This window comes from Pseudomonas sp. A2 (assembly GCF_023100865.1).
GTDB classification, from domain to species: Bacteria; Pseudomonadota; Gammaproteobacteria; order Pseudomonadales; family Pseudomonadaceae; genus Aquipseudomonas; species Aquipseudomonas asiatica.
The window spans coordinates 2,842,475-2,868,223 of sequence record NZ_CP039127.1 but is presented as its reverse complement, the minus strand read 5'-3'; the positions used below and the strand labels follow the sequence as shown (position 1 = coordinate 2,868,223).

The 25,749-nt window shown below is 61.5% G+C and carries 22 protein-coding genes and 6 pseudogenes; 11 read left to right on the top strand and 17 right to left on the bottom strand.

Features of this window, described 5'->3' with window-relative positions; translation table 11 throughout:
- Window positions 1-117: 117 nt before the first annotated feature.
- On the top strand, window positions 118-1,299 hold the full coding sequence (locus E5221_RS13340) for an NnrS family protein (RefSeq protein WP_247847637.1): 1,182 nt from the start codon (window positions 118-120) through the stop codon (window positions 1,297-1,299).
- 49 nt (window positions 1,300-1,348) lie between these two features.
- Here E5221_RS13340 and E5221_RS13335 read toward each other — a convergent pair whose 3' ends face one another.
- From E5221_RS13335 to E5221_RS13315, 5 genes are all read right to left on the bottom strand, one after another.
- Window positions 1,349-3,610 carry an ATP-dependent DNA helicase gene (locus tag E5221_RS13335; RefSeq protein ID WP_247847636.1) on the bottom strand — a complete coding sequence of 754 codons (2,262 nt, stop codon included), beginning with the start codon at window positions 3,608-3,610 and terminating at the stop codon, window positions 1,349-1,351.
- Window positions 3,607-5,256 (bottom strand): VRR-NUC domain-containing protein, encoded by a 1,650-nt coding sequence (locus tag E5221_RS13330; RefSeq protein ID WP_247847635.1) that lies wholly within the window; start codon window positions 5,254-5,256, stop codon window positions 3,607-3,609. Before E5221_RS13330 ends, E5221_RS13335 begins: the two co-directional genes overlap by 4 nt.
- Window positions 5,257-5,567: 311 nt before the next feature.
- Complete coding sequence (locus E5221_RS13325) at window positions 5,568-6,923, bottom strand: aminotransferase class I/II-fold pyridoxal phosphate-dependent enzyme (RefSeq protein WP_247847634.1); 1,356 nt, start codon at window positions 6,921-6,923, stop codon at window positions 5,568-5,570.
- Window positions 6,923-8,308 (bottom strand): hypothetical protein, encoded by a 1,386-nt coding sequence (locus tag E5221_RS13320; RefSeq protein ID WP_061552161.1) that lies wholly within the window; start codon window positions 8,306-8,308, stop codon window positions 6,923-6,925. Before E5221_RS13320 ends, E5221_RS13325 begins: the two co-directional genes overlap by 1 nt.
- A gap of 513 nt (window positions 8,309-8,821) precedes the next feature.
- On the bottom strand, window positions 8,822-9,844 hold the full coding sequence (locus E5221_RS13315; protein WP_015270146.1) for a zinc-dependent alcohol dehydrogenase family protein: 1,023 nt from the start codon (window positions 9,842-9,844) through the stop codon (window positions 8,822-8,824).
- Window positions 9,845-10,050: 206 nt separating this feature from the next.
- On the opposite strand from E5221_RS13315, the gene E5221_RS13310 reads away from it, so the two are divergent.
- The 3 genes and pseudogenes from E5221_RS13310 to E5221_RS13300 all read left to right on the top strand — a co-directional run.
- Window positions 10,051-10,965 (top strand): LysR family transcriptional regulator, encoded by a 915-nt coding sequence (locus tag E5221_RS13310; RefSeq protein WP_013972367.1) that lies wholly within the window; start codon window positions 10,051-10,053, stop codon window positions 10,963-10,965.
- A gap of 222 nt (window positions 10,966-11,187) precedes the next feature.
- Window positions 11,188-12,321, top strand: coding sequence for an aminotransferase class V-fold PLP-dependent enzyme (locus tag E5221_RS13305; RefSeq protein ID WP_247847633.1), 1,134 nt, complete (start codon window positions 11,188-11,190; stop codon window positions 12,319-12,321).
- A gap of 15 nt (window positions 12,322-12,336) precedes the next feature.
- A pseudogene (locus tag E5221_RS13300) lies at window positions 12,337-12,505 on the top strand (glutathione-dependent formaldehyde-activating protein); the annotation flags it as partial.
- Between the two features lie 15 nt (window positions 12,506-12,520).
- Here E5221_RS13300 and E5221_RS13295 read toward each other — a convergent pair.
- Window positions 12,521-13,054, bottom strand: a pseudogene (locus tag E5221_RS13295) (lipoyl synthase); the annotation flags it as partial.
- Window positions 13,055-13,068: 14 nt separating this feature from the next.
- Here E5221_RS13295 and E5221_RS13290 point away from each other — a divergent pair.
- Window positions 13,069-13,179, top strand: a pseudogene (locus tag E5221_RS13290) (LysR family transcriptional regulator); the annotation flags it as partial.
- A 123-nt stretch (window positions 13,180-13,302) separates the two neighbouring features.
- On the opposite strand, the gene E5221_RS13285 reads toward E5221_RS13290, so the two are convergent.
- Both E5221_RS13285 and E5221_RS13280 read right to left on the bottom strand, forming a co-directional pair.
- On the bottom strand, window positions 13,303-13,926 hold the full coding sequence (locus tag E5221_RS13285; protein WP_247847632.1) for a hypothetical protein: 624 nt from the start codon (window positions 13,924-13,926) through the stop codon (window positions 13,303-13,305).
- A 39-nt stretch (window positions 13,927-13,965) separates the two neighbouring features.
- Window positions 13,966-14,634, bottom strand: a complete 669-nt coding sequence (locus tag E5221_RS13280) for a hypothetical protein (protein WP_196184988.1) — start codon at window positions 14,632-14,634, stop codon at window positions 13,966-13,968.
- Between the two features lie 285 nt (window positions 14,635-14,919).
- Here E5221_RS13280 and E5221_RS13275 point away from each other — a divergent pair, with 285 nt between their 5' ends.
- Window positions 14,920-15,483 (top strand): hypothetical protein, encoded by a 564-nt coding sequence (locus tag E5221_RS13275; protein ID WP_247847631.1) that lies wholly within the window; start codon window positions 14,920-14,922, stop codon window positions 15,481-15,483.
- Window positions 15,484-15,732: 249 nt separating this feature from the next.
- Here the strand turns inward: E5221_RS13275 and E5221_RS13270 are convergent, their stop codons facing one another.
- The gene (locus E5221_RS13270; protein WP_247847630.1) at window positions 15,733-16,170 is read right to left on the bottom strand and encodes a DUF3592 domain-containing protein; all 438 of its coding nucleotides are present in this window, start codon (window positions 16,168-16,170) and stop codon (window positions 15,733-15,735) included.
- A gap of 387 nt (window positions 16,171-16,557) precedes the next feature.
- A pseudogene (locus E5221_RS13265) lies at window positions 16,558-16,677 on the bottom strand (hypothetical protein); the annotation flags it as partial.
- Between the two features lie 101 nt (window positions 16,678-16,778).
- Here E5221_RS13265 and E5221_RS13260 point away from each other — a divergent pair.
- On the top strand, window positions 16,779-17,066 hold the full coding sequence (locus E5221_RS13260; protein WP_247847629.1) for a barstar family protein: 288 nt from the start codon (window positions 16,779-16,781) through the stop codon (window positions 17,064-17,066).
- 266 nt (window positions 17,067-17,332) lie between these two features.
- Here E5221_RS13260 and E5221_RS13255 read toward each other — a convergent pair whose 3' ends face one another.
- From E5221_RS13255 to E5221_RS13245, 3 genes and pseudogenes are all read right to left on the bottom strand, one after another.
- The gene (locus E5221_RS13255; RefSeq protein WP_232108992.1) at window positions 17,333-18,208 is read right to left on the bottom strand and encodes a hypothetical protein; all 876 of its coding nucleotides are present in this window, start codon (window positions 18,206-18,208) and stop codon (window positions 17,333-17,335) included.
- An 80-nt stretch (window positions 18,209-18,288) separates the two neighbouring features.
- Complete coding sequence (locus tag E5221_RS13250) at window positions 18,289-18,678, bottom strand: hypothetical protein (protein ID WP_247847628.1); 390 nt, start codon at window positions 18,676-18,678, stop codon at window positions 18,289-18,291.
- 134 nt (window positions 18,679-18,812) lie between these two features.
- Window positions 18,813-19,316, bottom strand: a pseudogene (locus E5221_RS13245) (LysE family translocator); the annotation flags it as partial.
- Between the two features lie 88 nt (window positions 19,317-19,404).
- Here E5221_RS13245 and E5221_RS13240 point away from each other — a divergent pair.
- Both E5221_RS13240 and E5221_RS13235 read left to right on the top strand, forming a co-directional pair.
- Window positions 19,405-20,250: a hypothetical protein gene (locus E5221_RS13240; protein ID WP_247847627.1), complete on the top strand. Its 846-nt coding sequence runs from the start codon at window positions 19,405-19,407 to the stop codon at window positions 20,248-20,250.
- Between the two features lie 158 nt (window positions 20,251-20,408).
- Window positions 20,409-20,768 carry a hypothetical protein gene (locus E5221_RS13235; RefSeq protein WP_085719870.1) on the top strand — a complete coding sequence of 120 codons (360 nt, stop codon included), beginning with the start codon at window positions 20,409-20,411 and terminating at the stop codon, window positions 20,766-20,768.
- Between the two features lie 34 nt (window positions 20,769-20,802).
- Here E5221_RS13235 and E5221_RS13230 read toward each other — a convergent pair whose 3' ends face one another.
- The 4 genes and pseudogenes from E5221_RS13230 to E5221_RS13215 form a co-directional block, all read right to left on the bottom strand.
- Complete coding sequence (locus tag E5221_RS13230; protein WP_085719867.1) at window positions 20,803-21,108, bottom strand: antibiotic biosynthesis monooxygenase; 306 nt, start codon at window positions 21,106-21,108, stop codon at window positions 20,803-20,805.
- Complete coding sequence (locus tag E5221_RS13225; protein WP_247847626.1) at window positions 21,105-22,076, bottom strand: zinc-dependent alcohol dehydrogenase family protein; 972 nt, start codon at window positions 22,074-22,076, stop codon at window positions 21,105-21,107. Before E5221_RS13225 ends, E5221_RS13230 begins: the two co-directional genes overlap by 4 nt.
- Window positions 22,077-22,139: 63 nt before the next feature.
- Window positions 22,140-22,442: a metalloregulator ArsR/SmtB family transcription factor gene (locus E5221_RS13220; protein ID WP_247847625.1), complete on the bottom strand. Its 303-nt coding sequence runs from the start codon at window positions 22,440-22,442 to the stop codon at window positions 22,140-22,142.
- 71 nt (window positions 22,443-22,513) lie between these two features.
- A pseudogene (locus tag E5221_RS13215) lies at window positions 22,514-23,161 on the bottom strand (LysR substrate-binding domain-containing protein); the annotation flags it as partial.
- Between E5221_RS13215 and E5221_RS13210 the strand changes: the two are divergent.
- Window positions 23,144-24,109 carry a DMT family transporter gene (locus tag E5221_RS13210; RefSeq protein WP_247847624.1) on the top strand — a complete coding sequence of 322 codons (966 nt, stop codon included), beginning with the start codon at window positions 23,144-23,146 and terminating at the stop codon, window positions 24,107-24,109. The pseudogene E5221_RS13215 and the gene E5221_RS13210 sit on opposite strands and share 18 nt — an antisense overlap.
- Before the next feature lie 177 nt (window positions 24,110-24,286).
- Window positions 24,287-25,741, top strand: coding sequence for an MFS transporter (locus E5221_RS13205; protein WP_247847623.1), 1,455 nt, complete (start codon window positions 24,287-24,289; stop codon window positions 25,739-25,741).
- Window positions 25,742-25,749: the final 8 nt, after the last annotated feature.

Below are 25,749 nucleotides of genomic sequence, written 5' to 3'. Positions count from 1 at the left end.
TACACATGTCATTCGGACCCGGAGAAGTGCCATCACCTTGATATACAAGGGGTTCGGAGCTGGCACGGATCGTGATCTTACCCCAATTGAGCCCACTGAACGAACGAAGGTCAGCCCATGCTTGTGCAGCCGATCGATTCACGCCCACGCCAGGCCGTCTGGGGCCTGGGTTTCCGCCCATTCTTCCTGGGTGGCAGTTTGTTTGCGCTGCTCGCCTTGCTGTTGTGGGGCGGCGTACTGGCCGGTGCGCTGGAGCCCACGCCCCCCGGTGGCATGCTCGCCTGGCACCGCCACGAAATGCTCTATGGCTTTGCTGCCGCCATCATCGCGGGTTTCCTGCTGACCGCCGTGCAGAACTGGAGCGGCATCCCAGGCTTGAACGGGCGCCCGCTACAGGGTTTGTTCCTGCTTTGGCTGCTGGGCCGGGTGAGCTGGTTCCTGCCACTACCGGGCAGCGTGCTGGTAGTGATCGAGGGAAGCTTCCTGCCGCTGGTGGCGCTGGCGCTGGCACGGCCGATCGTGCAACGGCGCTTGCGTAACAACTACCCGATCGTCGGCCTGGTGCTGTTGATCGCCGCCTGCCAGTGGCTGACCCTGGTCGGCTGGCTGCGCCAGGACGAACTGTGGCAGCGCCGCGGGGTGTTTGCCGGGTTGTGGCTGGTGGCCACGATGATGACCGTGCTTGGCGGGCGGGTGATCCCGTTCTTCACCCGGCGCGGCCTGGGCGACATGGCACCGGCCCCTGCCCGCCCCTGGCTGGACCGGGCCTGCCTGCTGCTAAGCGTGGCGGTACCGCTGGCCTTTGCTTCGGGTTTGGCCGATACGCCGCGTATCGGCCTGGCCGTGCTGTTCGGCACCTTGTTTGCCCTGCATACGGCCCGCCTGACCTTGTGGCATGACCGCGGCCTATGGCGTGTACCCCTGCTGTGGTCGCTGCATCTGGCCTATGCCTGGATTGCCATTGCCTGCCTGGGCATGACGCTGTGGCATGCCGGGGTGGCGCTGGGCCCGAGCCTGGTGACCCACGCCCTGACCGTGGGCGCCATGAGCGGTTTGATCCTGGCGATGATGGCACGGGTCAGCCTGGGCCACACCGGCAGGCCGCTGCAGGTGCCGACCAGCATTGCCTGGGCCTTTGCCTTGATCCAACTGGCGACGCTGGCGCGGGTGGTGCTGCCGCTGTTCACGTCGCTGGGGGTGAGCCTTTCAGTAGTGTGCTGGAGCCTGGCGCTGCTGCTGTTCCTGCGCCACTACCTGCCCATCCTTCTGCGGCCACGGGCTGACGGTATGCCGGGCTAGCCTTGATGCCTAGATTGGGCCGCTTTTGCGGCCCATCGCCGGGGCCGCGTTAACCTCCCGGCGCCGGCCACCACCCCGGGAACATCTGCTGCACTCGGGGTTCGGCGAAGCGCTCGTCGATCAAGACCAGAACGCCACGGTCCTGGTCGCCCCGGATGACCCGGCCTGCCGCCTGGATAACCTTGCGCACGCCCGGGTAGAGATAGGCGTAATCGAACCCCGCACCAAACTGCCGCCCCAGGCGCTGCTTGAACTGCTCGTTGACCGGGTTGACCTGGGGTAGCCCGAGGGTGGCGACAAACGCGCCGATCAGCCGTGTGCCCGGCAAGTCCACCCCCTCCCCGAATGCACCACCCAGCACCGCAAAGCCCACCCCACGGCCATCCGCTACAAAGCGATCGAGAAAGCCCTGGCGGGCCGCTTCGTCCATGCCTGGTTCCTGAACCCACATGGGTATCTGCGCATGTCGCTCGGCCAGCAGCCCGGCCACCTGTTGCAGGTACTCGAAACTGCTGAAGAACGCCAGGTAATTACCCGGCATCCGCTCGTACTGCCGGGCAATCAGCTCGACGATCGGCGCCAACGAAGCCTGGCGTTGCTGGTAGCGGGTGGATACCTGGCCGGCGATGCGCACTTCCAGCTGTTCGGCGCGAAACGGCGCGGCCACTTCCAGCCAGGCGGTATCGGCCGGCATGCCCAGCAGGTCGCTGTAGAAATGCCGTGGGCTCAGGGTTGCAGAGAACAGCGTCACGCTGCGCGCCGCCTGCATGCGTGGGCCCAACAGGCGTGCCGGGGTGACATTGCGCAGGCACAGGGTGGCCAGCCGCCGCTTGCGTGGCCCCTGGCGCTGGCTGATGTCGAACAGGAAGTGCTCGTCGAACAGCTCGGCAACCCGGCTGAACTGCAACGCCTGGTAGAAGAACTGCAGCACCTGCGGGTCCATTTGCGCGGGTGCCTGGTTCATCTGTTCCTGGATCAGCCCGATGCATTGCTGCAGGGCACGCAGCAAAGCATCTGGCAGCGACTCGCTGGCCTGGTACGGCGCGCGCTGCCCCTTGTAGAGGGCGTTCCACTGCCGGTTCAGCCGGTCCAGCGCACTGACAAGTCCGGGCGGTTTGCTCTGGCGCAGGGCCAACAACTGCCCCTGGTCGAGGCTGGCGCTGTACATGCCGCGGCCGCGCTCGACCAGGTTGTGCGCCTCGTCCACCAGCACCGCGACCCGCCACTGGTTGGCCTGGGTCAGGCCGAACAACAAGGCATGGGCATCGAAGTAGTAGTTGTAATCCGCCACCAGCACGTCTACCCAGCGTGCCATCTCCTGGCCCAGGTAATACGGGCACACCTGGTGCGCCAAGGCCACTTCGCGCAGCTGGGCGCGGTCAAGCATGGGCAACGCTGCCGCCGCAGCGCGCGCGGCCGGCAGGCGGTCGTAGAAGCCTGCGGCCAAGGGGCAGGATTCGCCATGGCAGGCCTTGTCGGGGTGCTCGCAGGCTTTGTCGCGGGCGATCAGCTCCAGCGTGCGCAAGGCCGGCTGCGGCGTGGCATCGGTGATCTGGCGCATGGCATCCAGGGCCAGGGCCCGGCCCGGGGTCTTGGCCGTGAGAAAGAACAGCTTGTCCAGTTGCTGCGGCACCATGGCCTTGAGCAGGGGGAACAAGGTACCGAGGGTCTTGCCAATTCCGGTACTGGCCTGGGCCATCAGGCAACGGCCGGTACTCACGGCCTTGTACAGGGTTTCCGCCAGTTGTCGCTGGCCCTGGCGGAACGCCGGATAGGGGAAGCCCAGCGCTTCCAGGCCCTGGTTACGCTCGGCCAGGCGCTGTTCCTGCCCTTGTGCCCAAGCCAGAAAGCGTTGGCACTGGGTTTCGAAGAAGGCCTGCAGTTCGGCTGCCGTGCAGTGTTCACTGATCAGCGTCTGGCCATCGCTGTCCACGTCCAGGTACACCAGCGCCACCTCGATGTTCGGCAGTTGCCGAGCCTGGCACATCAACCAGCCATAGACCTTGGCCTGCGCCCAGTGCAACTGGCGATGGTTGGCCGGCTGGCGCGACAGGTCGCCACGGTGAGTCTTGATCTCTTCCAGGCGGTTGCAGGTGGGGTCGTAACCGTCGGCGCGGCCACGTACTTTCAAGGTTTCGAACTGGCCTTCGAGGGTAATTTCCGACTCATAGCCCGCAGCGCGTCGCGCCACCACCCGCCGATGCCCCTCGATCCCCTCCTGGGCGGTGGGTGATGGGGTGAAGCGCAGGTCCAGGTCACCAACCTTGGCGCTGAACTCGCACAAGGCCCGTACCGCCACGCTATAGCTCAAGGCGTTTCGCTCCAGCGTACATGGCACACCGCGACAGGCAAACCGTGCGCCCGGCAGAACTCCAGCCAGCGCAGCTGGTTGTCCTGCAGGCGGTCGCCGGGCCCCTTGACCTCGACCATGCGGTAGCGGCGCTGTTCGGGCCAGAACTGGATCAGGTCGGGCATGCCGGCGCGGTTGTTGCGGATGTCCTGCAGCAGGCGCAGGAAGCACTGTTTCAAATGGGCCGCCGGCAGGCAGGCCAAGGCTTGCTCAAGTAATTCTTCACTGAGCACGGACCAGAACACGAACGGCGACTGCAGGCCTTGCTTGGCGGTGTAGCAGTCGAGAATCGCGCTGTGATGGCTGCCATCGTCGAGTCGCCCCAGGCAACGGTCGAACAGAGCACTGCGGCGTTGCTGGAAATCACCGTCGTGCAGGTCCTGCGGGGCGGCCTGGAATGGGTTGAAGAAGGCGCCAGGCACCGGGGCGAAGATCGCCTCCCAGCACAGCAGGCCGAACAGGCTGTTGAACAGCGTGTTCTCCACGTAATGCACCGGCCCACCGGCTTCGGCCAGGTACTGGCGTACCGCCTCCTCCACACCCAGCGCTGCCTGTTCCCGGGGCAGCTCCAGCTCGATCAGTTCCAGCGGCGCGACACGCTGGCGCCGCTGTGGCGGGCCACCGAGCTTGCGTGCCAGGCGTGGCAACATGCGTTCCAGCGCCTGCACTTCCAGAGCGTTGGCCGGTGCCGCGGCCAGTTGCAGCGCCAGCGCATGGGCTTGGTGCCACTGCTCGCTGCGCTCCAGCACCCGCACCTGGCGGATGCGCGCCTGGGCGTGGCTGCACTGCGTGTACACAGCCATGGCCTGCGCCCAGTCGCCCAGACGCTCGCATTGCTGGCCCAAGGCGAATTGCAGGCGCGCATGGCGCCGGGCCAGCCATGGGTTGTCGCTGTGCAGGCCCTGCATGGCTGCCAGGATCGCCTGCGGGTCGTCGCCTTGCTCAAGGCGCTCGGCGCAACGGTGCAAGGCCATGGCCAGGTCGACTTCGGCACGTTGTTGAAGGGCACGCGAATCGGGGCTGAACGGCACCTGTTCGTAGCGCAACAAGCCGAGGTCGGCGAGGACGAAGTCCGACCAGTCCTGGTACAGGTTGCCGAAGAACAGCAGGCGCATGCGGTCGCACAAGGGTTGCAGGCACCAATGGAGGATGCGCATGCCGCTGTCCGGGAACCACTCGGCCAGTGAACGGGCTTGCAGGCCCAGAGGTTGCAGCTGTGCAAGCAGGTCATGCTTGGCGGCGCGAGGGCGGCTCAGCTGTGGGGCAAAACAACGGGCAAATTCGTCCTTGCGCAACAGGGCGAACAGTTGCTGCAGTTCCAGTTGCGCGGGCTCCCGTACCCAGCCGAGGGCCAGCAACGGCTGCAGGGCCTGCCCGGTATCGCCGATTTCGGCATAGTCGAGGCGGTCGCTGCGAAACAGCTCGCCCTTGCGCATGACCATGCGCACCATCAGGGCCTGTGCCGGGGCGTCCAGTTGGCCGAAGGTGCGGATGAAAGCGAGTTCCTGATCGTCGAGCAGGTCTTCGTAGCGCTGTTCGACCCACAGCAGCACCTGGCGGAAGTTGTGCAGGTAGTAGAACGGGTCGACGACGGAATGGGCGATCACGGGCTGGGGTCAGGCGGCTGGAATGGATACTGGTTATACATACAGACCAGTAAGCCTGGCAAGTGCCGTGGGTCAGTTCGGTGGCGCTGCCTGTGGAGCGGCCTTGTGTCGCGATGGGCTGCGCAGCAGCCCCGGCGAACTGGCCCGCACGGCGGCGGTGTCGCCCTGTGCGAATACGTGCAGAACATTGCCCTGTTCGACTACATCGCGGTGTCGGCCTCATCGCAGCACAAGGCTGCTCCTACAAAGGATGCGTCAGGCGAGCGATATCTGTTATTTGCGCACAGCACAGCCCGACATCCCCCGACGGCTCAAGGTGTAACCCCGGCGGGCCGGCCACAGCGCAGTTCCAGCACCTGGGCCAGGCGCTCTACCGCCTGTTGCAGCTCACCCGGGTGATTACCCAGCCACGCCATCGCCAGGCACTGCTGGTAGCGCCCCTGCAGGCTGAACTGCTCGCCCGGCATTGCATGCAGCGCTGAACCCGCCAACGACGCGGCAATATCCGCCCATGGCAGCGGCTGGCGAAAGCGCACCCACAGGGTCCGACCGCCCTCCGGCATTTCCAATGCCACCCGCTGGCCAAACTGCAGCTGCAGCTCACGCGCCAGGCATTGCATACGCTTTTGCAGGTCCGTGCGTAGCCGCACTAGTTGCGTCTCGATCTCGCCTTTGCCCAACATGTGCGCCAGCGCTTGCAGGCGAAGCGGTGCAAGCCGAAACGCACGCTCCGCGAAAGCCTTGGCCAGCCCGGCATCATGGCCCAGCAAGTAGGCATAGGGCGCCTCGCTCCCCACTGCGGCATCGAACGCCCCCATCACCAATAACCAGCGGGGGTCGACCCAATCGCGCAGGCGCATATTCGGCGGCCCGCTGTAACAGTGGTCACTGTCCAGGTCGTTTTCCAGCACCCATACAGAGTGCTGCCCAAGCATCTGGCCAAGCTGCTGCTGATAGTGCGGTGATACCAGCCGCCCCTGCGGCATGCCAAGGCACGACGGCATCACGAGCATGCACACCGGCTCGCTATCCAGTAGCCAGGCCAGGGCGCGCAGGTCCGGGTTGCCGCAGGTATCCAGTGGTACCTCCAACACTCGCATGCCGGCGCGGGCCAACGCGCGCAGTACCTGCCAGCAACAGGGCGAGTGCACCACCACGGTTCCTCCTTGCACGGCCAAGGCCGCCAGCAAGGTCTCCAGCAACGCCTGCACATCCGGAGCCAACTGAACGTCATCGGCACGCCAGTACCGATTGGAGGAACGGGTATAGCGTTCTGCGACGGCATTGCGCAGGCGGGCGCTGCCGGGCGCGTCCCAAGGGGCACCATTGTGCGTGCGCTGACGTGCCAGGCGCCGTTCGTGGCTGAGCAGGGTTCGCTCCAGCATCGGCTGTGCCGGCAGGGGTGCCTGCAGAGGCATGGCCGCGGCAGCATCCTTGGCAGTGCCCTGTACGTAATAGCCCGACCTGGGCAGGCATTGCACGCGGCCCTCTTCTTCCAGCAGGCTGTAGGCACTCTGTACGGTGGCCAATGACACCCGCAACCGCCGGGCCAACTCGCGCAACGACGGCAAACGGCAGGGGCCACTTCGTGGAGCCTGGTCGATCAGGGCTTCCAGGTAGCGATAGACCTTGCGATAGGCGAACTCTCCGGCGCCCGATTGCTCCATCAAGGCGGCCCCGCATGACCACGCCGCCGCCCCGCTGCCCGCCGCGGCAGCAACCTCAGCTGTACATCGCGACGGGCCAGATGGCTCATCAGGCGCCAGGAGGCCAGCGGCAGGCCCCCGCCATAGATCAACCTGAGTTGCCCCAGCGGCAGGCCGCTGGTGTTCACCAGCCAGTTTTTCACCGCTTCAGGGCAGGGTTTACCCTGCAAGGCCCGATGCAGGTATGGCAGCGCCACCAGCATGTCGGCATGCCAGCACTGCAGAAAACGCTCCAGGTTCTTCCCCTGCCTGGCAAACGGGCTGAACAGCAGGCACACCTGTTGGATCTGGTTGATGCCGTATGCCCTGCCGAACTGCAGTTGATGCACATCGCGCCGCTTGTTGGCGCCCGGCTGGCCAGCCAGCCGCAATGCCGGGCGACTTGCCTGCGGTTCGAGACTACGCGCGTGCAGTTGCTGCAACTGCGCCGGGGCCAACGGCTCGACGAACGCGGCCAATGGCCGGGCGTCCTGGCCCCCCTCGAAGCGGCAACCGAGCATGAGGTCAAGCTGCTGTTCTTCGAGCAACGGCGGCAGCAGGTCGTCAATGGCAATCAACCGCACCGGCGTGTTCTGCGGCGCCGCCCCCACGGCCGGTTCCGCCAGGGCGCTCGATGGGCCCCCGATGCTGCCGTGCAGGCGACTGAGCCCCTGTGCCAGCGTCGCCAGGCACTGGTGCACCGCATGCGACCCCCGCTCCCCTGCCAGGCGCAAGCTGCGCCGTGCCCAGGCAAGGTACCGGCGGCGCTGGCACGCCGGGATGGCGGTGATCAATACATCCGCAGGGGTATGGGCCTGCAGCGCAAAGCCCACCGCGGCCGCCAACTCCAGGTGCAGGCGACTCCCTAGCAGCGCTTCGGGGCTGGCGTCGACCAGGTGACCGAACATCAGCATGGCGTCCCTCGCCAAAAGCCAGCTTTCGGGCGCGGCAGGGGCATGCCGGCTGAACGGCACTACTTCACGCCCCTTGATCATCTGCAGTTGCACCCGCGGGTCATCCTGCAAGAACAGCGCATTGAAGCCGCGCTCATGGCATTCGAGCGTGGCACTGTCAGCCACGGGCAGGCTCACTACCAGCACCCGCAGCTGGAAGGTTACCGGCGCACGCAGGGCGATACTCAGTTGTGCGGCACGCAGCATCGCCAGCAGCCGGGCACTGCGGTGATCGTTGCCTTGCAGCACCAGCAAGCGGTAGGTGCCGATGTATTCTGGCCCGCCTGCAGCAACCAGCAGCCGTTGTATCAACAACTGCAAGGAAGCACGCTGCGCCTGTGACATATGACTGAGCAAGCGCTCGAGTACTTGCTGGTAGATATAGTGCATTGCCTGGTCGTGAATAGCAGTCACGAAATCACCTCATCAACTTCATACAGCCAGCGCACGTTGATCAGAGAACCTGAACATCAACATGCCCTGAACTTTTCCAGAAGAAATTTCCTACAACTAATTGGAAGTAATGACGTAACCAGTCACTGTCGCCAAGACATCGAGAAGAACGCATCGTAGCGACGCCCCGCCGCTGCCATACACCGCCCTGGCCTGGGCATAGCCATGCTCATTCCACGCTCCTTGCGCAAACTATCATTGAGCCATTATCGAGGGATGCAAGGCGAATAGAAGATACAGATCAGGGTAAAAAAACCATTCAGAAGAAGTGAGAAAACACATTGACCGCGAGGGAATAACAATTCAAGGCAAAAAGCTTGGCGGAATATTACGACCAACCTCCGAGCGATAGCTTAAATATAATCCGCTTCTCTTTTTATTGTAGGAAATTTCCTTTTTTGAACATCAATCATGATGTACCAGGCACAAAAAACCCGGGACTCTGCCCGGGCTTCCTGATGACGCAGACCGCTGTCAGTGTTGCGCCATGTCCAGCACCACGCGCCCGCCGCATGGGCATTGGTCCATGTAGCGATGCGCCTCGACCACCTGCTCGAACGGGTAAACCTTGATGATCTGTGGTGTCAGCAACTGGTCGGCAGTGAACTGGTTGATATCGCGCAAGGCGCGCTGCAGCGCCACCTGGTCCTGGCTGATACCCAGCTCCGGCTTGCCGGTGAAGTTGCCGATGCAGTGCACATAGAACTGGATGTTCTTCTGGAACGCCGCACAAGCCGGGAACGGCGTCTGATTGCCGCCTTGCAGGCCATACAGCACCAGGCTGCCGCGCGGTGCCAGCACATCGCCGAGCAGCGACATCTGCGGCCCACCCATGCCATCCAGGACCATGTCCACACCACGGCCATCGGTGTACTTGCCAACCTGCAGCAGCAGGTCCTGCTCTTCGGTGACAATAACCTTGTCGGCGCCCAGGCCCAGCAGGTACTCACGCTGTTCCGGCTCCTTGGTGGCGGCGAACACCTTCAGCCCCAGGGCCTTGCCCAGTTGCACGAAGGCAGGGCCCGCGCAGTGGCTGGCATCGGTGACCAGCGCCGTCTGCCCGGCTTTCGCCCGGGCAAGGTCGACGTAGGCGAAATACGCGATCAGCAGCGGCGTGTAGTGCACGCTGGCCTCGATCGGGGTAAGCACATCCGGATAACGGGTAATGGCCGAACGCGGCAGCACGATGACATCGCCATACACCGGGTGGTCGTTGGCACTGGTGGCCGGGAAACTGGCAACCCGGTCACCCACCGCAATATCCTCGACCCCTTCACCGACCGCGGTCACCACCCCGGCCATCTCGTGGCCGATCCCCGCCGGCAGGCGCGCCTGGGACGGTGCCAGGTTCTGGCGCCAGAGCACGTCATACCAGCTGACGCCAACCGCCTCGACGCGGATTTGCACCTCGTCGGCAGCAGGTGACGGTTCGGCCTGCTCCTCGCAACGGAGCACATCGGCAGCGCCGAACTTGTGGAAACGGATCATGCGGGACATCGCATACCTCGCCTTTGTGAACCTCTAATTACCACGGACTTTATCCGGGCTTTGCCGGTTAGACCATCAGTGGTCATTAATAGTCGACATGCCTGTCATCGATTGGGCACCTGACTTTCCCTGCGATTGGTCCCCCTAAACCCGTGCAGGGTACCAGCCTTTGGCCTTAAGATTCACCTCTGCCCCACTTCAGGCGAAGCTCACCGATGAATCGAAACGACCTGCGTCGCGTAGACCTCAACCTGCTGATCGTGTTCGAAACGCTGATGCACGAACGCAGCGTGACCCGTGCCGCGGAAAAACTGTTCCTCGGCCAGCCCGCCATCAGCGCGGCGCTGTCACGCCTGCGCAACCTGTTCGACGACCCGCTGTTCGTGCGTACCGGCCGCAGCATGGAGCCCTCGGCCCGGGCCCACGAGATCTTCGCCCTGCTGTCCCCGGCGCTGGACTCGATTTCCACCGCCGTCAGCCGCGCCGCCGAATTCGACCCGGCCACCAGCAATGCGGTGTTCCGCATCGGCCTGTCGGACGACGCCGAATTCGCCCTGCTGCCGCAGTTGCTCAAGCGCATTCGCGCCGAAGCGCCGGGTATCGTGCTGGTGGTGCGCCGGGTCAATTACCTGCTGATGCCGACGCTGCTGGCCTCGGGCGAGATCTCGGTGGGGGTCAGCTACACCAGCGAGCTGCCAGCCAACGCCAAGCGCAAGGTGCTGCGCCGCAGCATGCCGAAACTGCTGCGCGCCGACAGCGTGCCCGGCGCCATCACCCTGGACGACTTCTGCGCGCGGCCGCATGCGCTGGTGTCGTTTGCCGGGGACCTGTCGGGGTTCATCGACGAGGCGCTGGAAGAGATTGGCCGCAAGCGCCATGTGGTGCTGGCGGTGCCGCAGTTCAACGGGCTGGGGAGCTTGCTGGCGGGCACCGACATTGTCGCTACGGTGCCGGACTACACGGCGGATGCGTTGACCGCGGCGGGTGGGTTGCGGGCCGAGGATCTGCCGCTGGATGTGCGCAGTTTCGAACTGCACATGGCCTGGCGCGGGGCGCAGGACAATGACCCGGCGGAGCGGTGGTTGCGGTCGCGGATTCAGATGTTCTTCGGGGACCCGGACAGTCTCTGAGCACGATCCCCAACACCTCATCGCGCAAATGGCCCAGGCGCTATGGATCAAGGCTTTCACGCTTGGCCGGCAAGAACGCCACGCCCCCCTGTGGGAGCGGCTTCAGCCGCGAAGCAGGCGCCGCGGTATTACATGTATTTCATCAGTCCCGATCAATCTTGCGATTTGACAAGGCGAAGGACAGGGTCGATACCAATGACATCTCTGCCAAAGGAGTCACCCATGTCGAAGCTTTATCCCAGCATTGATCCTGAGGGGCTGGTCGAGTACTCGGTGGTGTACAGCGACCGCTCGCTCAATCACATGTCGCAGACGTTTCAAGGCGTGATGAAGAACATTTCCAGTACCCTGAAACAGGTCTATAACGCCCAGGCTGTTGCGGTAGTGCCCGGTAGCGGTACATTCGGCATGGAATCGGTAGCGCGCCAGTTTGCCACCGGTCAGCAATGCCTGGTGATACGCAACGGCTGGTTCAGTTATCGCTGGAGCCAGATCCTCGAGATGGGCAACATCCCGGCGGCCACCACAGTGCTGAACGCCCGACCGGTCGACACTGGTCGCCAGGCTGCCTACGCTCCGCCCCCTCTGGACGAAGTGCTGGCGGCGATAAAGGCGCACAAGCCGCAGATTGTCTTCGCCCCCCACGTTGAAACCTCATCCGGGATTATCCTGCCCGACGATTACCTGCGGGCCGTCGGCGACGCTGTACATGCGGTGGGCGGCCTGTTCGTGCTCGACTGCATCGCCTCAGGCACGATATGGGTTGATATGCAAAAGTGCGCAGTCGACCTGCTGATCAGCGCTCCACAGAAAGGCTGGAGCGCCTCCCCTTGCTGCGCCCTGGTGATGCTCAGTGCTTTGGCCCTGGAGCGCATCGAGCAGACGCAAAGCAGCAGTTTCGCCTGCGACCTGAAAAAGTGTCTGCAGATCATGCAGGCCTACGAACAGGGCGGGCATGCCTACCATGCGACCATGCCCAGCGACTCTCTCACGCGATTTAGCAAAGTAATAGACGAGATGCGAGCCTACGGTTTCGACAAGGTCCGCGGCGAACAACAGGCTCTGGGCGATCGGGTGCGCGCCATGTTGACCGGCAAAGGCATCAAGAGCGTGGCCGCAGCCGGCTTTCAGGCCCCGGGCGTAGTGGTGAGCTACACCGATGATGCCGATATCAAGAGCGGTAAGAAATTTGTCGAGCACGGCCTGCAGATAGCCGCCGGAGTGCCGTTGCAATGTGACGAGCCGGCCGACTTCCAGACCTTCCGCATCGGTCTGTTCGGGCTCGAAAAACTGCACAATATCGAGCGCACGGTCAGCACCCTCGAGCAGGCACTGGACGAAGTGATGGTGAATTAAGGCCTCATCCTGGCATTTGCCGCTTTCGTGTCCTCGATTATCGAAAGCGGCACGCCACCGGCACAGATGGCGGCAATTCGCGAGCGTCTGCGTGAACTTGGCCTGGAACCTTACGACTGCTTGTCGCCCCATGGATGCACTCGCGGTTCACGCCGCCAAGCAAAAAGGCACTTACCGCGAATGATGGTGATCTGAACCCTTAAACTGCTTGCAGTTGCCGGTCAGCGTGGTAAGACGAGCGCACCAGCGGCCCGGAGGCCACGTTTCTGAACCCCATCGCCAAGGCCTGCTCGGCAAGCATGGCGAAGGTGTCAGGGTGCACGAAGCGCTGTACCGGCAGGTGGCTGCGGGACGGTTGCAGATACTGTCCCAGGGTCAGCATGTCAACCTGATGCTCACGCATGCGCTGCATCACCTCGACCACCTCGGCATCGGTCTCGCCCAGGCCTAGCATCAGGCCGGACTTTGTCGGTACCGCCGGCAGGCGTTGCTTGAAGCGCTCCAGCAGGTCCAACGACCACTCGAAGTCCGAGCCCGGCCGTGCCGCCCGGTACAGGCGCGGCACGGTTTCCGGGTTGTGGTTGAATACGTCTGGCGGCTCTTGCGCCGTGATGTCCAGAGCAACGTCCATACGGCCACGGTAATCCGGCACCAGGGTTTCCAGCTGGATACCCGGCGACAGTCTGCGGATCTCGCGCAGGCAATCGGCGAAGTGGCGGGCGCCGCCATCGCGGCCGGGAGGCTACGGTGATCCAACTGCACGATGTCGACCTCAAACTGCTCAGGGTATTCACCACGATCGTCAGGTGCGGCGGTTTTTCTGCGGCACAGGCCGCGCTCAATGCCGGCCAGTCGACCATACTCAACCTAGGCATCATCGACTCCGACCGACCGCTGTCGACCCATTGCGGACATTCGACTGGGCTGCGTTCACCCTCGACCTGACCGGGAGCAGGTCTGGCCATAAGTATGCAAGGCACACTAGCGCAATGAGTCAGACGGCTTCAGGGGATTGATCTGATCCTGCCGAATCCAGCCGATATGGGAGCGTTCATCGTCGCCAGTAAACTCGACATGCGCCCAGCCTGGCTGGTAGGCCAACAAGCCAACAACATCGCCTTTGATGATGTAGGGCCCCCTTGAGCCATCCTCGCCTCGATTTTTTTGCAGATAGGCCCTCTCGGCGCTAACAGTAGCCAGGCCGATCCAGTGCTTGCTGGCGGTGCGGCTCAACGCCAGCCCGGTGCTGATCATAGGCCCCAGCACACTGCCGCAGCCAGGGTGCTCCTGCCCTTTGGGCACCCTCAACTCGATGCCATCAGCAGTCGCCGCTACACTGCCGGGAAATGCCTGGTGGCTCCAGGTGGTGACCCGCATCGGCGAGGCGTCATCGAGTTGTCCCTGCAGGTAGAATGCGCAGCGCCGGCTTACCCCCTCGCCAAGCTCTTCGGAGAAATAACCCTCAACCTTATGGTCCGGCGTAATTGCAACCATCAACCCCTCATATTGCCCTGGCGTCAGCGCAACATTGCCCGCCGATACCGACGACGCACTAGCGCTCATCAATCCTAGTAACAGCAACCGTGGCCAATTAACGCTTTTCATCCATCCTCCCTATTTGTGATAGCCATTTACCGACGATCGTCAGGTGTACTGGATGTAGAAGTATCCGGCTTCATCACCTTCCTTGCCGCGCCGGGCTCGATGGTCGATGAAGACATAGCCGATGCCATCAGCAAAAATGCCCTCATGGTCGGGGTTGATCTCGGCAATGTCTGCATCGAGCAGTTGCAGATGGAACATGTAGCGAGGACTTAATTCGTAGACGGGGTCCTGTAACCAACTGGGCGTGCCAGATGATTTGCTCATCTCGATGCCGACGAACTCACCGCCGATTTCCACATCGAATTCGTCCTCGGTCATCTCTTCGAAGTCGATGAACGCCTGGGTGAGCAGCAGCGGGGGATTGCTGGGGACTATGGGTTCGGGTGCAAGATCGTGCAGGATGACCCGGGCAAAGCCGTTCTTGATCTGCTCCTGCAATTCTGACTGCTGATGAACCGTGTAACGGCGCTGGAGCGCGGCGTTAAAGCCGCCGCTCTGGTACTGCTGGGCTGCGATGAATACAGTAAGGGCCATACCCGGAGGTACGCACTGATAGCCGGCATAAAAGCGCTCGGTCGTGGTGACCAGAGGGGTCAATAGCTCGCCTGTCTTGGGGTTAGACGGCCACAGCTTGAGGTCGGTGAGATAGGCGCCACCGCCGATGTGACCAAAGCCCTTGTCTTGCTGTTTCAGGATAATTTTGTCCATGTCTTTTCACTCCTTGAAAACCGATGCAGTGCTTCTCCATGAGAGTTACCGTGCAGACAGCCCAATGCCAGGTCTCGCAAACGGCAGTGGATTCTGCAACAGGTGAACACGGATTTCCAACATCCGCCAGGGCACTGAACTTCCGCGATTGCTGAGCAGGTCCTGCTGTTCATAGGACGCTTCGGTATCTGCTAAGGTACTGCCCTGCCTCGAAGGGGGGTCTCCATTGCGTAGCCGTTCATTGGCTGGGGCCATGGAATCTGAAATATGACAAGGAGCGTTGACATGAAGTATCGAGGACGGCTATCGGACGAGCAGTTTGAGGCGTTCATGACCCGCTATTTTCCGACCTTCATGGGTGGCAGCCTTTTGTGCATGCTTGCAGGAGGTGGCGGCATTTCCATGTGGCAGCACGGTTACCTGCGCGGTGTACCGGATAGCCAAACGTATGCACTTGCGGCGCTGCTGACCCTGTGTTTCCTGATCTGCGTAGGTCAAATTGCACTGATTCGAGGTTTTCGCTGGGGAGTATGGTTGGTACTTCCGAGCTTGTTGGGCCCGGCAATCGCGGCTGTTGGCTTATTCGGCACGCGGTATGCCGGTGCCGTTCAAATGAGCGTCCTGTTCATGTCTCTTGCGGGGTTGTTGGTCCTCAATAGCAACAAGCATCGGGCTATGCGTAAGCGCTTGGAAGAGATGCGATTACAACGCAACGGGGCCATGCCGGCCACGCGTTCGGACGAATTTCCGGATGGCCCACCGAGCGAAAAGCCATGGATGGCCTATCTGGTGCTGGGGACGATGACGATCATCATCTTGTGCAAAATCTATCTGTTTTTCTGGGGCTGATGCCAGTTCAGCAGGCGTCACGATCTGGAAGGCTTTGGCGCCTGCTGCGAGCAAGATCAAAGCCAAGAGTTAATGCGAGCGCAGTTCAGTCATAATTGCGAAGCCCCACCACCGCCTGGATTTCTTTACCTTGATGAACAGCGCTTGGTAATGGGCGTGTCTGGCTACACCGAAGTGCCACTCGCACAGGCTGATTTCCAGTACGGCCAGCCGCTTACGCCGAGGAATAGTGGAATCGCATCGAATACCTTATACGAGTTGCGCCATCCGGCGTCGGTAAATCCATGCGGCCAGGTGGTAGCTACCTCCCAACGCGAATACGCAAGCGAACAGACCTGCTAGCAGGCTCGCTCCCCACAGCGCATCTCGGTCATCGATGATTGCGGTCGTAGCGGGCGCTTCAGGGCGATACAACACGTCAACCCGGTCGCCTATCGCGTAGCCGAAGATCAACCCATTTTCGGGGTAGCTGATCACTCTGCCAGTGGCGTCCCTAAAGTCGATTTGTGGATGACTGCCGCCCGCGTTCACAGCGCTGACATTGCCTTGGGCGCGTTGGGCGTGAGCCACAAAGCCCAAGCGGTCTTCAACCAACCAAAATGTAAGGCAGAGCAGAAATAAGCCCACCGGAATGAAAACCGAGGCACGGAGGATGTCTCCCCGGGAAAAGGCTGGCGTCTTGCCCATGGCTGGTTCCTTGGTTCGTCCCAAACGCTTGTCATTGCAGTCAATTTGAAAAGTGCTGTCAAGCCAGAGCCAGCAGCAATGGCGATCGGAGGCCTCGGTTTGCAGTGCCCCTTTCCGTGAGCGTCTGCAATGGGTCCAGAGTGTTTAAAAACGCGGTGGTGTAATGTCGGCGCGCAGCGCCGACGGTTGTTATCCGCGTAGTCGCTCGCAGCAAGCTTATGGGGCGTCACGAGGGGGCGTGGAGGCTTCAGTGTGGCTTCTGGCGAGCCAAGTAGGCAACGAAGCCAACCCTTTCAGGCCGACAACGCCTTCATCAAGCTGATGGTGCCAAGGATTTTCATAACGCGCTTCATGTTGTAGGCGAGCACGTTCAAGCTCATTTCTGCGCAGTTCGTCGACAAACACGTCAACCACGCGCACCGGATTGGTATCGCTGACGTAGTCGTCGAGGCTTTCGGGAAGCAAAGTGCTTTGGCCTCGATGTCCACCTTGAATGAAGCGCTTCAGTGCCGACCCCGAGTTGATCACGCTAAAAATGATAGCAAAAGCATTCTGATTCAGCCGCTGGTATGCGTTTGCCCGTTAACAGTCTTTTTGAGGTAATGACGATGAGCCGATTGCACACGGTAACCATTGACCTGAGTGGAGTTTCAAGCTCTGAGGAACTCCATTGTGTCTTGAAGGATGCGCTCGGTTTTCCTGGCTGGTATGGCTGTAATTGGGATGCTTTCTGGGATGCTATAACGGGTCTAGTGGAAATGCCCGAGCACCTGAAAATTTCAGGGTGGAACATGCTATCCAAGCGCTTACCTGAGGATGCGAGGCTCATGTATGAATGCCTTACCGAAATGAAGGTTGAGTACCCAACGCTCGCATCAGATGTAGATTTCGGCTAAACGATCCCAAGCGAAATTTCGCCAGTCCCACCTGGAAACACAAGCGCCGCGCGGACGTACCTTCCAAAATCCTTCTGCGGGAAGCTTGTCTGCCTGACACCGGCTGAACATCTGTTTTTACACACTCTGGGCCAGAAGCGGACACTCAGCAATGGCCGCTTCTGCACCATCGATGATCCCTATGGCCGAGACTTTAGACAACCTGTAGCGGCCATCGACCAATCGCGCAAACGGCCATCTAAGGGACCTACGAAAACAGCGACGATTCATTTTTCCGACTGCTCTTGAACACCGGGACTTCGATACCTTTGCTTACCCCACACTGTAGGGTCTGGCGTCACCTCAATCACCATCGTCGGTGGCCGGTTGATACGAAAGCCGGGCTCCATTTTTTCACGCATTTCCAAGTACTGCCCCAGGAAGGCGTCGTACGCCAAGCGGGGGGCGTATTGCACACTTCCGTTCTGATCCACTGCTTCACCGTGGTAGAAGAAGTCCACCCCCTGGGCAAGAGGCAAGGACAGGCTGGCGATAGGTTTGTAGTCGCCTTCATAGAGCGTGAGGCGCAGCTTTGCCTTTATCCCATACAACAGGCCCATCTGTTCGGCAAACCAATTGATATACATATCGCCGTTGATGCGCACAGGTTCGAGTGCGGGCACTGTATAGGCGGTGTCTAGATCATGATTCTTGCGAAGGCGGCTAGCCATGCCATGGAGTTCCAATCCTTCACCAAGTTTGATTTCCACCTGCTCCCCGGGCTCAATCTTGATTGGCTTGTTAACTGAGAGCGCAGGCCACAAAAGGTTTTTGCCACCATATGAGCCACCGCCTTTCGATAGATTTCTCGCCTGAACTATCTCCCATTTGGCTGCTGTCAGGACGATTATGGCCGATGTGATATTTGTCGCGCGTACCGATAAGTAGACCTGCTCATTTACAGACTTTTTCTCCCCGCTCGGTCGTCCGAACATGGGCGTTGGGCTGAACCAAGCGTCTGACACAAAGAGCCTACGGCCACGACTCGAGGCAGTGATGTCGGTGAGGCGCTCTAATGCTTCTTTGGTGATCCCGATGCAGTAGCTAGTCACCGATGCACCCGCGCCAGTGACGATCGCCGAGCAAGGATCTGTCGTCTGCATATTCGGTGATCCTGCGATAGCCAGCTGGGGCAGCGATAGCACCGCAAGCATCACTATCGAGCGGTAACTTCTTTGCGCCATCATGGGCGGGTATCGACTGTGGCTTTCACAACAGCACCTTGTCCGGTCACGATCGGCGAGGCAGCGCCGTGGGTGGACAAGCCATCTTTCCTAGAGGCTTGCGCAGAGGTCGGATTAGTAGGCCCTGTGACATGCACTTCCACTTGTGCATCAGGCGCAGTGACGATGGGAGAGGCATCTGTATAGGTGGCAATGGGCGGGGTCGGATATTCGGCCGGCTGGAGTGTCACGCCTATCCGATCGGCCTGTGCCTCGACCTTGAGCCCGCGATTCTGGATTACTGCTGCAGTGCCCAATGCTCCGATCACAATAATCAGTGTGATCGCCATTAGGTTGCGGATGCGGTTGCTGTTTGCGGGGGTGTTTTGCGAGAAGTTGTTCGAGTCCAAAGGCATTCTTCCTTATTTGCATTGCGAGCTGTTGCACTCCTAGGGGATATGGTGCCTCAGAACGAAGTCGAAAGTCATGAATCGGGTCTGTTTGCGTAGGTCCTTCAAATGGCCGTTTTGAGCGACTATAACACCGTGGCGAAAATGCCCATCAAGGCAAAACCCAAGGCTGTGAGTACAGCAAACCACACCCCGTAAACCATCATCTGCACGCTGACCGATCCGCGAGCTGGATCGACGAATTGGGGAATGAATGCCAACACGAACAAGCCTGGTTTCGGGTTGAGCGCAGCCGAAAGCAGACCCGTTAGAAAAATGCTGGGCAACGATTGCCGGGACGCCGGCTGAAAGCCGATCAAACTGCGCGCGCGCAAGACTTTGATGCCGAGCCAGAGCAGATAGCTAGCACCGATGAGTTTGATCACCCAGAAAGCGACCGCCGAGGTTTGCATCAGAAGGGTCAACCCTAACGAAGCGGCTGCGACGTGAAACAGAATACCCGCGCCTGACGCCATGCCGGATACGGCCGCTGCGAATTTGCCCTGGCTGAGACCACGGCCAATGGCCAACAGGTTGTCAGGGCCCGGCGCCAATACCAACAGCACGCAGGCAGCAGTGTAGGCAAACCACACATTCATTGGAAACACGGCTCTCTCCTTAAGCCTGATGAAGCATCCATCCTGACGGTGGGGTATGCCATCGCAGCACTGGAAAAGCGGAGCGCACATGGACAAGCAGGCTAAAAATATACTTTTCAAAACATACTGGGGTAGCAATGGCTGGCTTCCTGCCCCGAAGACGGATCCTCAAGATTTCGCGTATGCAAAAGCGCAGGGCCTGATGTTTGAACCCGCCAGCATCGGCCATGACCAGTGCTTAGACGAGGTACTGGATATGATCAAGCGAATCCCCCCAGCCAAGGCCGCCCGCGCGTTTGTAGCCAGCCTTTCCAGAAGGAGACTGGACTGGCGGTCTGGCGTGGCTTCATATCATCTCGCCTGCCAGATGGTTCCTCATCAGTACACGCCTACTGTTTGTGGTCACAGTTACCTTCCCGACGGTACGGTCACGACCACAAGCTATACGTGCGCGGTCTGCCGCGATGTGGTCCCCGGCCTCACGGTCGGGGAAGATCAATACACGGATGTGGACCTCAACGTCCTTAATTTCGAGCGCATAAAATGGGGCGGAGTCCGCCACGGCCAATTGATCTACACATGGTTCGACCTCCAAGAACTGTTGCGTGACGACATCCCCAATCCGACGGAAGAGGATTTAGCAATTCTCCGAGCGATCCTTGGGATCATCGACCTAAGCAAACCTGGCGACCACGCCGGCAGTTTGGAGAAGCGGTTGGCAGACGTGGTGAAGTCTTCAAAGAACGAGCGGCGGGTGATTATCGACGTCCTGGCGCACTTGGGCGTGCTCAAACCAGCGTCTTTCGAACGGCCTATTCACAGCAGAAGCGACTGGTCGGAAGCGGCTGCATGCTGGCGTGGAGAGGACAAGTTTGATCACGAGGCCGTGTGCAAACATTTCGGCCGGTGGCTCCAGACGGAGGTCAATCATTAGCGACTGATGTCCGATAGTAGCCATTCGTGAACGGCCGGTATGGGTCGAAAGCGGACAGTTGCAAAGGCCAGCAATTCTACGGCTTCGCTATCCATTGCCGGCTAATTGCCGCAGCCTACCTCCAGACGCTGAACAACCTACCCCAGGAGCTGTGGCAAATGGAAGAAATGGAAAAAATCATCGCCCCAGGCGGCAGATTCGCGGTCAAGGTCGCCGCCTGGGAAGCGCGCAACAGCCAATGGGTGTATGTGCCCTCGCTCCTTGATAGGCAAACCCAGGCGGTCATTTTTGCATTCGCCGACCCTCGTTGGTCCATGGATCAGGCCACCTGGCGTAGTCATGCGACGGTTCATTTCGTGCTCCGGAAATTTCCGGGCGATCACCATCCGGCGACACTGGAGCTACTGGTGAATTGCGCCAATCAGACTGCGGTCGTGGTGGCAGGCACCGAACACAAGCTGGCCGAGATCGAGCAAGTACTGGAGGCCGCATTCGAGAAAAAACCAAGTGCGTCCTGACCCGACGGCCTTGCTCGCCCCCCCTGTAAGTCGATCAAACACCCGTGGGAAAGCCGGCACCGTCGACATGATAAACCTGCGGTTCTTCCGACAAGTACGGCGCCAGCCCCAGCATGAACAGGCGATGGTCTTCACTGGCTTCGAAACCAGGCGTGTGGTCTGCAAGTGACGCCCAATACACGATCAGGTTGAATACGTGTGGCGTCTCTACCCCCTGCGCCAGCATGTGCCCGCCGTAGCCCTTGGCGCGAGTGAGCAAAGGCGCGACCTCGGCAAATGCCTCCCTGAACGCTTGGATGTGTTGCGAATGAACGGGAAGCAGAGCGATTTCATAGATCATGGCAATTCCTCGACAACGGCGATGGCGATCTTTCCCTGGATACCGTTATTGGGGCTCTCCAGACGGGCATGGGCCAGCGCTATGTCGCGAAGGAAGTAGACGGCGCCGATATGCGGCCGCAGTTGCCCACGCGCCACCAACGCACTCAACTCATCGAGCTTGCCGCGGTTCTGGCGGGTGAACACGAAGTGGTAACTGGCGTTCTTGCCCCAGGCCTGGATGAGGTTCTGTGGTTGTGCCGTATCCACGATCGACACGACGCGGCCCAGTTGTGCAAGCACATCAGGGCTACCTGCCAAGGTGTTGCCTCCGATGCTGTCGAACACCACATCGACACCTTGTCCGTTAGTCTCCCGCATCACGGCAGCAACGTAGTCTTCTTTTTCGTAATCGATGACCACGTCGGCGCCCAGCCCACGTACGAATTCAGCGTTGGTCTCGCGCACCGTGGTGAACACCCGTGCGCCCATGGCTTTTGCCAGCTGGATCGCCACATGACCGACGCCCCCTGCACCGCCGTGTATGAGGATGCTTTCCCCCACTCGAAGCGCCGCACGCACGACCAGTGCTTCCCACACCGTGCCACCGACCAGGCTCAGGCTAGCCGCCTGCAGATGGCTCAGTGACGCAGGCTTCCGGGCGATAATGCTTTCGGCTGCCACGTGGTACTCGGCATAACTCCCCGGCCCGCCGAATATCTGCGGCGTGTACCAGACTTCGTCGCCTGGAGCGAAGGCCGTCACGCCCGCACCAACGGCTTCTACAACCCCCGACACATCATGCCCGGTAATTGCGGGCAGCTGCACAAGGTCGTGATAGTCACCACGGCGGACTTGATAATCCAACGGGTTGATGGATGTTGCGTGTACCCGGACCAGCACCTGTCCCGCCAGCGGTACAGGCTTCGGCACCTCGCAGAGCTCGAAGGCATCTACCCCGCCGTAGGATTTGAGCAACATCGCCTTCACGGTAAACCTCCATATCTGGAATAAGGGATATCGAGATATTTCGATATAATGCAGCAAAAAAAGTTACAGGTCTTTCCCGATGATCTCGGCAAGCGCGCTGATGGCGGCTTCATTGCGTTTGTAATATGTCCACTGGCCTATGCGCCGGACATCAACCAAACCCACCCGTTGCAGCGTTGCGAGGTAACTCGACACCGTAGACTGCGAAAGCCCTATGCCTTCCTGGATACTGCTGACGCACACGCCCACCGTCAGAACGTCCCCTTCGTCTTGGGGAGGGAAGTTCTTTGCGGGATCCTTCAACCCCTTCAGTATCTGAAGGCGTATCGGGTTCGACAGGGCTTTGAAGACTTCTAGCAATTCCATGACGCGAGGATATCGAGATTCTTCGATAAGTCAATACCCGCTGGCGGCGCATCGAAGCGTCCACCCCTTGCTTACAACCGAAACGATTGCCGCATCGCCCGCGCCAGCAAAGTCACGGCGCCGTCCCCGCCCGATGCCGGGCTGCGCACGAACAGGATGTCGTGGTCGGGAATGGCCGGCAGCCCCTCGAGGATCTGCATGCGCTCGGTGACCTTGGCCCGGTCGATCACACTGATGGCCAAGCCGGCCTCCACACAGGCCTTGACGGCCTGGTTGGAGTGGCTTTCAAGGATAATGCGCGAGCGGCGTCCCGAGGCCTTGAGTGATTCGACCATGGCCTCACGGTAGGGGCATTGCAAGGCATGGGCAGCCAGCGGCAACGGGTCGCGCAGGACCGCCGCCGCGTTCATCGGCCCGACCCAGACCGGCGTGGTCGACAGCAGTCGCTCGGCATCGGGCCCGAGCGTGCCTTCGGCCTGGGCGACCACTGCTGCCTGCAATTTGCCGCGCTGCACCAGCTCCCTCAGGGCATGGCTCGGCCCGGTCCTGAGTTCGAGCACCACATTCGGCCAGGCAGCGCTGAACATCGGCAAGATATCGCGAATCACATGAGCCGCGTATTCGTCAGGGACACCGAGCGTGATACGCCCGGCCAGATCCGGCCCGTGCAGCTCTGCCCGCACCTGATCATGTGTCGGGGTATGAACCAGCACCCGCCGATCCCGCCCGCCACGCCGACCCGTCGCCCCTGGCAGCGGGCCTTGCCGCTGCACTTGCTTGAAGCCGCGCGGCTGCTGACCTGGAGTTCCGGGTTCATCGGTGCACGCTTTTCCATCGATCATGCCCCCGCCCTGCTGGTGGTGTTCTGGCGCTGCCTGGTGGTGAGCCTGCTGTTGTTCCCGTTCGTCTGGCGCGCCCTGCGCCATACGCCGTTTGCCGTGTTGCTGAGCCACGCGGGCATCGGCCTGCTGGCCATGGCGGGCTACCTGACCGGCGTGACGCAGGGCATTGCCCTGGGTGTGCCCGCCGGCCTGGCCGCGTTATGTGCCGACCTGTTGCCACTGGGCATGGCGCTGCTCGCAGCGCTGGTACTGGGCGAGCGCCTGCCGCTGCAGGTGTGGGTCGGCCTGATCGTCGGGCTGTTGGGGGTGCTGTGGGTGACCCACGATGCGCTGATGCTGGGCACTGCACCGGTGTGGGCCTATGGCCTGCTCGTGGCCGGCATGTGCTCGCTGGCGGTCGCCACGTTGTGGCAAAAACGCAGCGAGGTGCAGGCGATGGGCTTGTTGCCCAACCTCTCGCTGCAGTGTTTCGTCTCCAGTTTCGCCTTCGCCGCCCTCGAAGGCAGCCAACGCAGCCTGGCACCGGTTACCAGCGCAGGCTTTGCACTGAGCGTGTCGTGGACCGCAGTCCTGTCGACGCTTGGCGGCTATGGGTTGTACTGGGTCTGCCTGCGCAGGTCCTCGGCCACCCGCGTCGCCAGCGTGCTGTACCTCAGCCCGCCGATCACCCTGCTCTGGGCCTGGGCGATGTTCGATGAGCCGTTGTCCTGGCCCATGGCAGCGGGGATGGCGCTATCGGCGGTCGGCATCTGCCTGGTGGTACGCGCCGAGGCCCGGCAAGCCAGCCGCGATGAGCGCAAGCCCAACCACCCTACCCCACGCTGAGGTGCCAGCGAGACTGACAGCAATGAACGTTGCCCGTGCAGTTTCGTAAGGCGCGCGCCGGGATGTGATTCCCTAGAGTGTGGCCCATCGGCCAGGCACGAGCGGGGCGACAACCCTGCTCCAGGAAACCTGGCCTGCACGCGTATCGAACCTGAGTTGCCACACAGGATGCCTGTCATGTCTCGAATCGAAAACGAAGCCAGCGAACCCCGGCGCTGGTTGATGTTCGCCATCTTGCTGGTCGGTGCGTTTCTGCCTCCGCTGGATTTCTTCATCGTCAACGTCGCGCTGCCCTCGATACAGGCCGACCTGGGCACAGGTGCCTCTGCCGAGCAGCTGGTGATCGCATCCTACGCGACGCTCTATGCCGTGACGCTGATCACTGGCGGGCGCCTTGGCGACCTGTATGGGCGCGGGCGGATGTTCTTCGTCGGCCTGCTGGGCTTCGCCGCTGCCTCGCTGCTGTGCGGCGTGGCGACTGCGCCATGGGTACTGGTGCTCGGGCGCGCCTTGCAGGGCGTTAGCGCTGCCGTGATGGCGCCGCAGGCACTCGCCTCGGTACAGACGATTTTTCCGGCAGCGGAAAAGTCATTGGCCCTGAGCCTGTACGGGGCTGTGTTTGGCCTGGCGTCAGTGATCGGCCAGGCGCTGGGTGGCGTGCTGATCGCGCTCGACCTCTTCGGCATGGGCTGGCGCGCGATATTCCTGGTCAACCTGCCAATTGCACTGCTGGTGATTGCATTCGGTATCCCCGTGCTCAAGGACACCCGTGCGCTGCAGGCAAGCAAACTGGACCTGGTGGGTACGGCGTTGTCGATGCTGGCCCTCGGCGCCTTGGTCGTGCCGTTGATCGAGGGCCGCGAAGCGGGATGGCCGTGGTGGGCGTGGCTGTCGCTCGCCGCTGCGCCTGTACTGGGGGCGTTGTTCTGGCGCTACGAGGCGCGCCTGCACCGCACCGGCGGAACCCCTTTGCTGGCACCGGCCGCGCTGCAAGCCCCCGGGCTGGGCCGGGCGTTATCCATAGCGCTGTGCTTCTACGCCATTGGCGTGTTCTTCCTGCTGTTTTCGATCTACCTGCAAGGTGCACTGCATATGACCGCACTGCATGCCGGCCTGGTCTTCCTGCCGTTCGGCGCCGGCTTCCTGATCGGACCGCTCTCGGTTCCCCTGCTCAGGCGCGTGCTCGGCGGTTACGTGAACCCGGTAGGCATGGCGCTGGAGGTCATCGGCTTGCTCTGGCTGGGTTGGCTGATGTCAGTGACTCCCCCTGGCCTTGCCCCGCCCTTCACGTCCCTGGCGGTCATCCTGTTCCTGATCGGGCTGGGACAGGGCCTGGCCCTGCCGACGTTGATGCGCCTGGTCACGGGCCGAGTCGCACCGGCGTATGCCGGGATGATCGCAGGCATCACCAGCGCGACCTTGCAGATCAGCACCTCGCTGAGCGTGGCTGTCATCGGTGGCGTGTTCTATACCGTGCTGGGGGAGCAGGCAACCGCAGCCCGCATCAGCCACGCCTTCACGGTCGCCGTGCTGTGCATGGCCGCCTGCCTGGCTGTAGGGGTTGCGCTGAGCCTGACGTTGGTGCGGCAGCCGGCACCGCTGGCGGAGGCAGCGTCGATGCGCCCGAGCTGAGCGGCGGC

Coding starts and splice junctions, on each gene's coding strand:
- E5221_RS13240 (WP_247847627.1), top strand. CDS start 19,405: ATGGACAAGCAGGCTAAAAATATACTTTTCAAAACATACTGGGGTAGC.
- E5221_RS13275 (WP_247847631.1), top strand. CDS start 14,920: ATGAAGTATCGAGGACGGCTATCGGACGAGCAGTTTGAGGCGTTCATG.
- E5221_RS13210 (WP_247847624.1), top strand. CDS start 23,144: ATGAACCAGCACCCGCCGATCCCGCCCGCCACGCCGACCCGTCGCCCC.
- E5221_RS13325 (WP_247847634.1), bottom strand. CDS start 6,923: ATGGAGCAATCGGGCGCCGGAGAGTTCGCCTATCGCAAGGTCTATCGC.
- E5221_RS13220 (WP_247847625.1), bottom strand. CDS start 22,442: ATGGAATTGCTAGAAGTCTTCAAAGCCCTGTCGAACCCGATACGCCTT.
- E5221_RS13205 (WP_247847623.1), top strand. CDS start 24,287: ATGTCTCGAATCGAAAACGAAGCCAGCGAACCCCGGCGCTGGTTGATG.
- E5221_RS13255 (WP_232108992.1), bottom strand. CDS start 18,208: ATGCAGACGACAGATCCTTGCTCGGCGATCGTCACTGGCGCGGGTGCA.
- E5221_RS13260 (WP_247847629.1), top strand. CDS start 16,779: ATGAGCCGATTGCACACGGTAACCATTGACCTGAGTGGAGTTTCAAGC.
- E5221_RS13230 (WP_085719867.1), bottom strand. CDS start 21,108: ATGATCTATGAAATCGCTCTGCTTCCCGTTCATTCGCAACACATCCAA.
- E5221_RS13310 (WP_013972367.1), top strand. CDS start 10,051: ATGAATCGAAACGACCTGCGTCGCGTAGACCTCAACCTGCTGATCGTG.
- E5221_RS13235 (WP_085719870.1), top strand. CDS start 20,409: ATGGAAGAAATGGAAAAAATCATCGCCCCAGGCGGCAGATTCGCGGTC.
- E5221_RS13305 (WP_247847633.1), top strand. CDS start 11,188: ATGTCGAAGCTTTATCCCAGCATTGATCCTGAGGGGCTGGTCGAGTAC.
- E5221_RS13285 (WP_247847632.1), bottom strand. CDS start 13,926: ATGAAAAGCGTTAATTGGCCACGGTTGCTGTTACTAGGATTGATGAGC.
- E5221_RS13270 (WP_247847630.1), bottom strand. CDS start 16,170: ATGGGCAAGACGCCAGCCTTTTCCCGGGGAGACATCCTCCGTGCCTCG.
- E5221_RS13280 (WP_196184988.1), bottom strand. CDS start 14,634: ATGGACAAAATTATCCTGAAACAGCAAGACAAGGGCTTTGGTCACATC.
- E5221_RS13315 (WP_015270146.1), bottom strand. CDS start 9,844: ATGTCCCGCATGATCCGTTTCCACAAGTTCGGCGCTGCCGATGTGCTC.
- E5221_RS13340 (WP_247847637.1), top strand. CDS start 118: ATGCTTGTGCAGCCGATCGATTCACGCCCACGCCAGGCCGTCTGGGGC.